The following is a 5,577-nucleotide window of genomic DNA, read 5'->3' on the forward strand; positions in this document are numbered from 1 at the left end:
GCCTGGATGAAGGCGATGGCGTCGCGGGCCATGGCTTCCACGGTGTCGGGGGTCTTGCCTTCCGAGGCGCCTAGTCCGCGGTTGTCGAAGGTGATGACGCGGTGTTTGGCGGCGATGCCGTCGACGACGCGGGGGTCCCAGTTGTCGAGGTTGGCGGCCAAGTGGTTGAGGAAGATGACCGGGACGCCGGAGTCGATGCCCAGCTCACGGTAGGCGAAGCGGGTACCGCCGACGGAGACCGACTTGGTCGGCGCGTTCTTGTACGAGGTGCCGCCCCAGTGTGTGGGTGCTGGGTGCACGTGGGGTGTGGGGTCGTTCCGGGTGATGCGGTTGTCTGCCATGAGCGCTTCCTTTGTAGTAAACCGATTGGTGTACATCTGCCGATGACGGTAGCACGAGGCTCGTCGATTTGTAAACCGTTCGGTATACTCAAATCGTGACGTCGCTCACCGAGAAGGAATCGACCCGCCGCGGAGGCCGCGGCGCTCGTCGGCGAATCTTGGCTGCGGCGGCACAGCTGTTCTACTTCGAGGGCATCAACGCGACCGGCGTCGACTTGATCGCCGAAAGGGCGTCGGTATCCAAACGGACGCTGTATCAGCACTTCCCGAGTAAGACGGCGCTCGTCGAGGAATATCTGCGCCATCTCCGGCAGCAGGGTGGAGAAGATGAGGAAGAGTCGGCGCACGCACCGGATGTCACACCGCGGGCGCAGCTGCTCGCACTCTTCGAACTCACGGATGCCGGCGAATGCAGGATGCGGGGTTGTCCCTTTCACAATGCCGCCGTCGAGGCGGCCGGGGTGATGCCCGGTGTCGAGGAGATCGTCCACCTGCACAAGCGGGACTACATCGATGGCCTCACCGAATTGGCCCGAGCGGCCGGGGCGGCGGACCCGGAAATGCTCGGCAACCAGATCGCACTGCTCTACGAGGGCGCATCCGGGTTGTCCACGTCGCTGAACGACCCGGCGCCGTGGGCGCAGGCATGGGTGACGGCCGAGGCGCTGATCGACCAGGCGACGAACCGCCCGTCTTGACGTGGTGCCGCTGTGGTCAAGCCACGTTCGTGGAAAGCCGCCGCTTCCAGGCGAGGAGGATTCCAACCCCGACGGTTTCGAGCACTATCGCCGACACCGTGATGGGATGCGGTCGACCTCTCTGTTGCCATGACCGCACTCGCGCAAGGCCACCGACGAAGATGGTCGACAGCGCGAAAGTCACGGTCGACGACTGCTCGACACGGGCGAGCTGGGACCAGATGACCGGTCCGATCGCCAGTTTGAATACGTTGGCATAGCGCAGGGAGCTGTCCACTGTCGGTACGACATCCGGCGAACCGCCAGGAACTCCCTGCGCGCCACGGACGATCTCCCCGATCGCGCTGGCGGTCGGTATCGCCGCGAGAACCGCTAGTGTCCGCTGCAATCCTCGCCGACTGCCACTGTCTTGGTGCGCCACGATTACTCCTAATATACCGATCGGTGTACTGTCGATCGGCGACGCTACGTGCCTTTGCGCGCGATGTAAACCCATCGGTATACTCCAACCATGACGACTCAGCAGGATGCCCCGTCCACCAACAGACGCGGTGGTGGCCGCGGCGCGCGCCAGCGCATCCTCAACACGGCCATCAACCTGTTTTACCGCGAGGGCATCAACGCCACCGGCGTCGAGCGACTCGCCAGCGAAGCGTCCGTCTCCAAGCGGACTCTCTACCAACACTTTCCGAGCAAGACCGCCGTCGTCGAGGAATACCTGCGGCACATCCAGCAAGCCGTGGACGACCCCATCCGCCCCGGGCCGAGCGCCGCCGACCGCACACCCCGCGAGCGGATCCTCGCCCTGTTCGTCACCCCGCCTCCCGGCGCACAGATGCGCGGCTGTCCCTTCCACAATGCTGCCGTCGAGGCCGCTGACGTCATGCCGGAAATTCACGACATCGTCCAGAAACACAAGCGCAACTACATCAAGGGCCTGATCAAGCTGGCTCGTCAAGCCGGCGCCGCCAACCCCACTCAGCTGGGCAACCAGCTCGGCGTCCTCTACGAAGGTGCAGCTGCGTTGTCCACCTCCCTTGACGATCCGGCTCCGTGGACACACGCGCGTAAGGCCGTGCAGACGCTTCTCGACCAAGCAGGGGCCTAACGGCCCAGAAGCCTTCGCTCATCACGACGCGATCGCTGTGCTCAACGAATTGAAATCACGCGCCCGCCGCCCGAAGGTTCAGTTGCGCCGGCGCCGGCCTCGTTGAGCCGGACGATGCGCGGCGATGAGTTCGTCGAGGTGGTGGGAGACCTGCTGCAGCGGCTTCGTCGATCGCGCGGCGCGCGAGAGTATGACGGCGCCTTCGATCCCGGCAACGATCGTCGTCGATAATGACTGGGCCACCGAACGTTTAACGCCATCATTCTGCAGCCGGTCGGCAAACAGGCTCGCCCATTCGGCGAACACTTCAGCGGCGGCGCTTGCGGCATCAGGTGCTTCGTCGCGGCTCGATGCCGCCGCCACGATCGGGCAACCACCGTCGAAATCGGTGCTGACCAAGACCTCGCTCCACATCTGGGTGAACGCCCCGATCGGGTCGGGTTGGTTGACGTAGCCGCGCAGTATCGCCGTCATCTCGTCACCCGCTGATCGGGTGGCCGCGGCGACGAGTTCGGCCTTGCCGCCGGGGAAGTTGAGATAGATCGACCGCCGTGTCACGCCGCTGGCGGTCAGGATCTCCGCAATACCGGTGCCGGCAACTCCGTGTCGCTGCATCAATTCGGCTGTCGCTGTGGTGAGCCGTTCCTTGGCACGCATAGTTACAATATACCATTCGGTATACTACCGTGACAGCAGTATACCGAATGGTCTACTGCTGGCATCCACCGTAGAGAGGGGCACCGATGCCCGATCGCCGACGGTCTGGAACGCCGGCGAAGCTCTATTGCGGTGCCCGCCCGCTGGCGCCCCGTCGCTGCACTTCGCGGCGTGGCCGGACCGATCGTCGATGCCAAATTCGCCCGGGATGGGGCGGTGCAGCGAGTCCTGGCTCGACTTGAGAACCGCTAAAGCGCGGTCGAGTTACCCTGTGCCGCGGTGTCTTCACCAGATGGCGGCAGCTCGCATCAGCGAGGTGTGGGGGAGTGTGCTGGGTGTCGCACAGGCGGGGTTTCGTCGACGCCGCGGCCGCATCCGCAAAGAGGTGAGCCGTCATCGCCCGCGCCAGCGAAGCGGGCCGGCCGTGGGGAAGGACGAGCTGATCCCAAACACCGCTAGCTCATCTCGCCGGCCTCCAGTTCTGATGGTGGTGCATGCTCACCCTGATGACGAAGCGAGCCAAACCGGTGGCACGTTGGCCCGATACGCTGCCGCCGGCTGGCGCACTGTTCTGATTACCTGCACCGACGGCGGCCAAGGCGACGGGCCGGATGGCGTAAAACCGGGCGATCCGCACCACGATCCGCGACAGGTGGCTGCGCTGCGCTCCCGCGAACTCGACCTCGCCGCCGCCGCGTTAGGGGTGCACGACCTCGTCAAGCTCGGTTACCCCGACTCGGGAATCCCGGACGGCAACGCCATACCCCCGCGGGCTGACGTGTTCAGTCGGCGCCCGCTCGCACCGATGGTGACCCGCCTGGTTCGGTTGCTGCGTCATTACCAACCCGACGTCGTCGTGACGTACCCGTCCAACGGGCTGTCGGGACATCCCGACCACATCCGCACCCACGAGCTCGTCCGTGCCGCGCTGCGTACTATCGCCGCCGAACCCGCCGGTCAGGGCTTGTCCACGCGCACGGTGATCAAGTTGTACTACATCGCGATGTCGAAATCGCGGCTCCGCGCCGTGCGGGCCGGTGCTCGAGCCGCGTTCGGCGAGGACGCATGGATGCCGCCCGAAGAGATGGCCATCGACGACTCCGAAATCACCACGGTCATCGACGTTGCTCCCTACTCGGACAACAAGGTGCGTGCGCTGTCCGCGCACGCCAGCCAATCCGACGCAACGGCGGTCCTGCAAATGCTCTGTGCCGCCGACACTCTGGCAGATTTCGGGGAACGCGTCGAGGAATACGTTCGCGCCGAGGGATACACCGGCTTCGTCGAAGACGGCTTCGCCCGCACCGGCGGTAAACCGCTTTGAGTTCTGGTGGCCAGTACCAGGTCCGGGTTGGCGGTCCGTTGCGGAGTCTTACGCGGCCGCGGTGTGTCGGACGTAGCGCGCTGAATTTCTGGCGCTCTCGGTGGCGGCATCGCTCAGCTTCCGTATAGCCACGCCCATCATATTAGTCAGAGAATATGACTACTCTAGTCATAGAGTTGGACCGATGACGACAGGCGCGAAATCGCGGCAGCGCATAGATGAAACGTACGGAACCCAGCGAGCGCAGCGATGCGCGCGGCGTTGCGGTCGTGTCGGCAGCGATGTGAATCGGCAGTGCTGACGTAAGGTGTGGACCTCATCAGGGCAGGTGAGCGATGGAGCCGAGAACGGTATGGACGACGAGCAGCCGGTTGATCTAGGGGTGGCGTTGTTCATCCCGTATCGCTACATGGAGGACCGAATCTTCCGGGCCATCCAGGATGCCGGGTTCGACGACTGGACCCTGGCCCAGTGTCGGGTGTTTCAACGCATCGCCCCGGACGGTTCGCGTCTGACAGACCTCGCTGATCAGGCGCAAATGACTAAACAGAGCGCCGGGGTGCTGGTCGATCAACTGGAACGCTTGGGCTATGTCCGCCGGGTCCCCGACCCAACCGATGGGCGCGCCCGGTTGATCGTGATCGAGGAACGTGGCCGGCGGGCGGCCGAGGTGGCGATGGCGACATCCACCGAGATCCTGGCGGAGTGGACGGCCTTCCTGGGCACCCGCAACTTCACGTTGTTGCACCAGATCCTGGATCAACTCCGCGAGATCACCGACCCCTACGCGCAAAAACCCTAGCTGCGCCGAGCTGTCGTCCCTCGAACCCGTTTGCCGGGCGGCCCAATCCGGGCCGGTAGGCACGAGCGGGCTTCAACCCCTTGATATAGTCAGCTTCATTGACTAGTTTGGTCAGTGATGCTGACAGCATCTCGACCAGACGGGCAGCACGGGCCCGGCGCCGCCCGCACGCCCGCGACACCCGCTAGAAGGAGTATCGCCATGAGTATCAGCCTGACCTGCGGTCCGTCCGGCACCGTCATCACTGGGGAGACCGAAGAGGAGCTGGTGAGCAACGTGCAGGCACACGCCCGCGAGCACGAGAACACCGAACCGTCCCGCGAGCACATCCTCGCCGAGATCCGCGGGAGGGACCTCGAGCAGCCCACCGACTCGGCGGCCTGGGCTGCCATGAACGCTCCCAGCGCCGCGCCCAAGCTGTGCGACACCAGTGACATGGTGATCGTGCACCGCATGTTCCGCCGCGAATCCGCACTGCTGCCCCAACTCGTCGCTGCGGTACCTGCCGGCGACGTCGCCCGGGCCCGCACCGTCGCCAGGCATGCCCGCGAAGTTCTCGACATGCTCCATCACCACCACCTGGGCGAGGACGAACTGCTGTGGCCGAGATTGTCGGCCCGGACCCGGTTCCACACCGATCTGCTCGC

The 5,577-nt window shown here is 64.8% G+C and carries 8 protein-coding genes; 5 read left to right on the forward strand and 3 right to left on the reverse strand.

The window, feature by feature from the left end; all coding sequences use genetic code 11:
- Window positions 1-341, reverse strand: a 341-nt coding sequence (locus WB785_RS07055) for an alpha/beta fold hydrolase (RefSeq protein WP_424078098.1), incomplete at its 3' end; no start/stop codon positions are given.
- Window positions 342-436: 95 nt separating this feature from the next.
- Between WB785_RS07055 and WB785_RS07060 the strand changes: the two genes are divergently transcribed.
- Entirely contained in the window at window positions 437-1,039 is a 603-nt protein-coding gene (locus WB785_RS07060; RefSeq protein ID WP_424078100.1) for a TetR/AcrR family transcriptional regulator, read from the forward strand.
- 16 nt (window positions 1,040-1,055) lie between these two features.
- Here the strand turns inward: WB785_RS07060 and WB785_RS07065 are convergent, their stop codons facing one another.
- Window positions 1,056-1,460 (reverse strand): DUF4345 domain-containing protein, encoded by a 405-nt coding sequence (locus WB785_RS07065; RefSeq protein ID WP_424078101.1) that lies wholly within the window; start codon window positions 1,458-1,460, stop codon window positions 1,056-1,058.
- Between the two features lie 90 nt (window positions 1,461-1,550).
- Between WB785_RS07065 and WB785_RS07070 the strand changes: the two genes are divergently transcribed.
- Complete coding sequence (locus WB785_RS07070; RefSeq protein ID WP_424078102.1) at window positions 1,551-2,147, forward strand: TetR/AcrR family transcriptional regulator; 597 nt, start codon at window positions 1,551-1,553, stop codon at window positions 2,145-2,147.
- Window positions 2,148-2,225: 78 nt separating this feature from the next.
- Here the strand turns inward: WB785_RS07070 and WB785_RS07075 are convergent, their stop codons facing one another.
- Entirely contained in the window at window positions 2,226-2,804 is a 579-nt protein-coding gene (locus WB785_RS07075; protein ID WP_424078104.1) for a TetR/AcrR family transcriptional regulator, read from the reverse strand.
- A gap of 292 nt (window positions 2,805-3,096) precedes the next feature.
- Between WB785_RS07075 and WB785_RS07080 the strand changes: the two genes are divergently transcribed.
- The 3 genes from WB785_RS07080 to WB785_RS07090 form a co-directional block, all read left to right on the forward strand.
- Window positions 3,097-4,128, forward strand: coding sequence for a PIG-L deacetylase family protein (locus WB785_RS07080; RefSeq protein WP_424078105.1), 1,032 nt, complete (start codon window positions 3,097-3,099; stop codon window positions 4,126-4,128).
- Between the two features lie 352 nt (window positions 4,129-4,480).
- Window positions 4,481-4,930 (forward strand): MarR family winged helix-turn-helix transcriptional regulator, encoded by a 450-nt coding sequence (locus WB785_RS07085; RefSeq protein ID WP_424078108.1) that lies wholly within the window; start codon window positions 4,481-4,483, stop codon window positions 4,928-4,930.
- Between the two features lie 201 nt (window positions 4,931-5,131).
- Window positions 5,132-5,577: hemerythrin domain-containing protein (locus tag WB785_RS07090; protein WP_424078107.1), on the forward strand; the 446-nt coding region annotated here is incomplete at its 3' end.

The organism is Mycobacterium sp. (assembly GCF_049585075.1).
Taxonomy (GTDB): domain Bacteria; phylum Actinomycetota; class Actinomycetes; order Mycobacteriales; family Mycobacteriaceae; genus Mycobacterium.

Excerpts from the sequence above, each read along its gene's own strand:
- WB785_RS07070 (WP_424078102.1), top strand. The coding sequence starts at position 1,551 with ATGACGACTCAGCAGGATGCCCCGTCCACCAACAGACGCGGTGGTGGC.
- WB785_RS07075 (WP_424078104.1), bottom strand. The coding sequence starts at position 2,804 with ATGCGTGCCAAGGAACGGCTCACCACAGCGACAGCCGAATTGATGCAG.
- WB785_RS07080 (WP_424078105.1), top strand. The coding sequence starts at position 3,097 with ATGGCGGCAGCTCGCATCAGCGAGGTGTGGGGGAGTGTGCTGGGTGTC.
- WB785_RS07085 (WP_424078108.1), top strand. The coding sequence starts at position 4,481 with ATGGACGACGAGCAGCCGGTTGATCTAGGGGTGGCGTTGTTCATCCCG.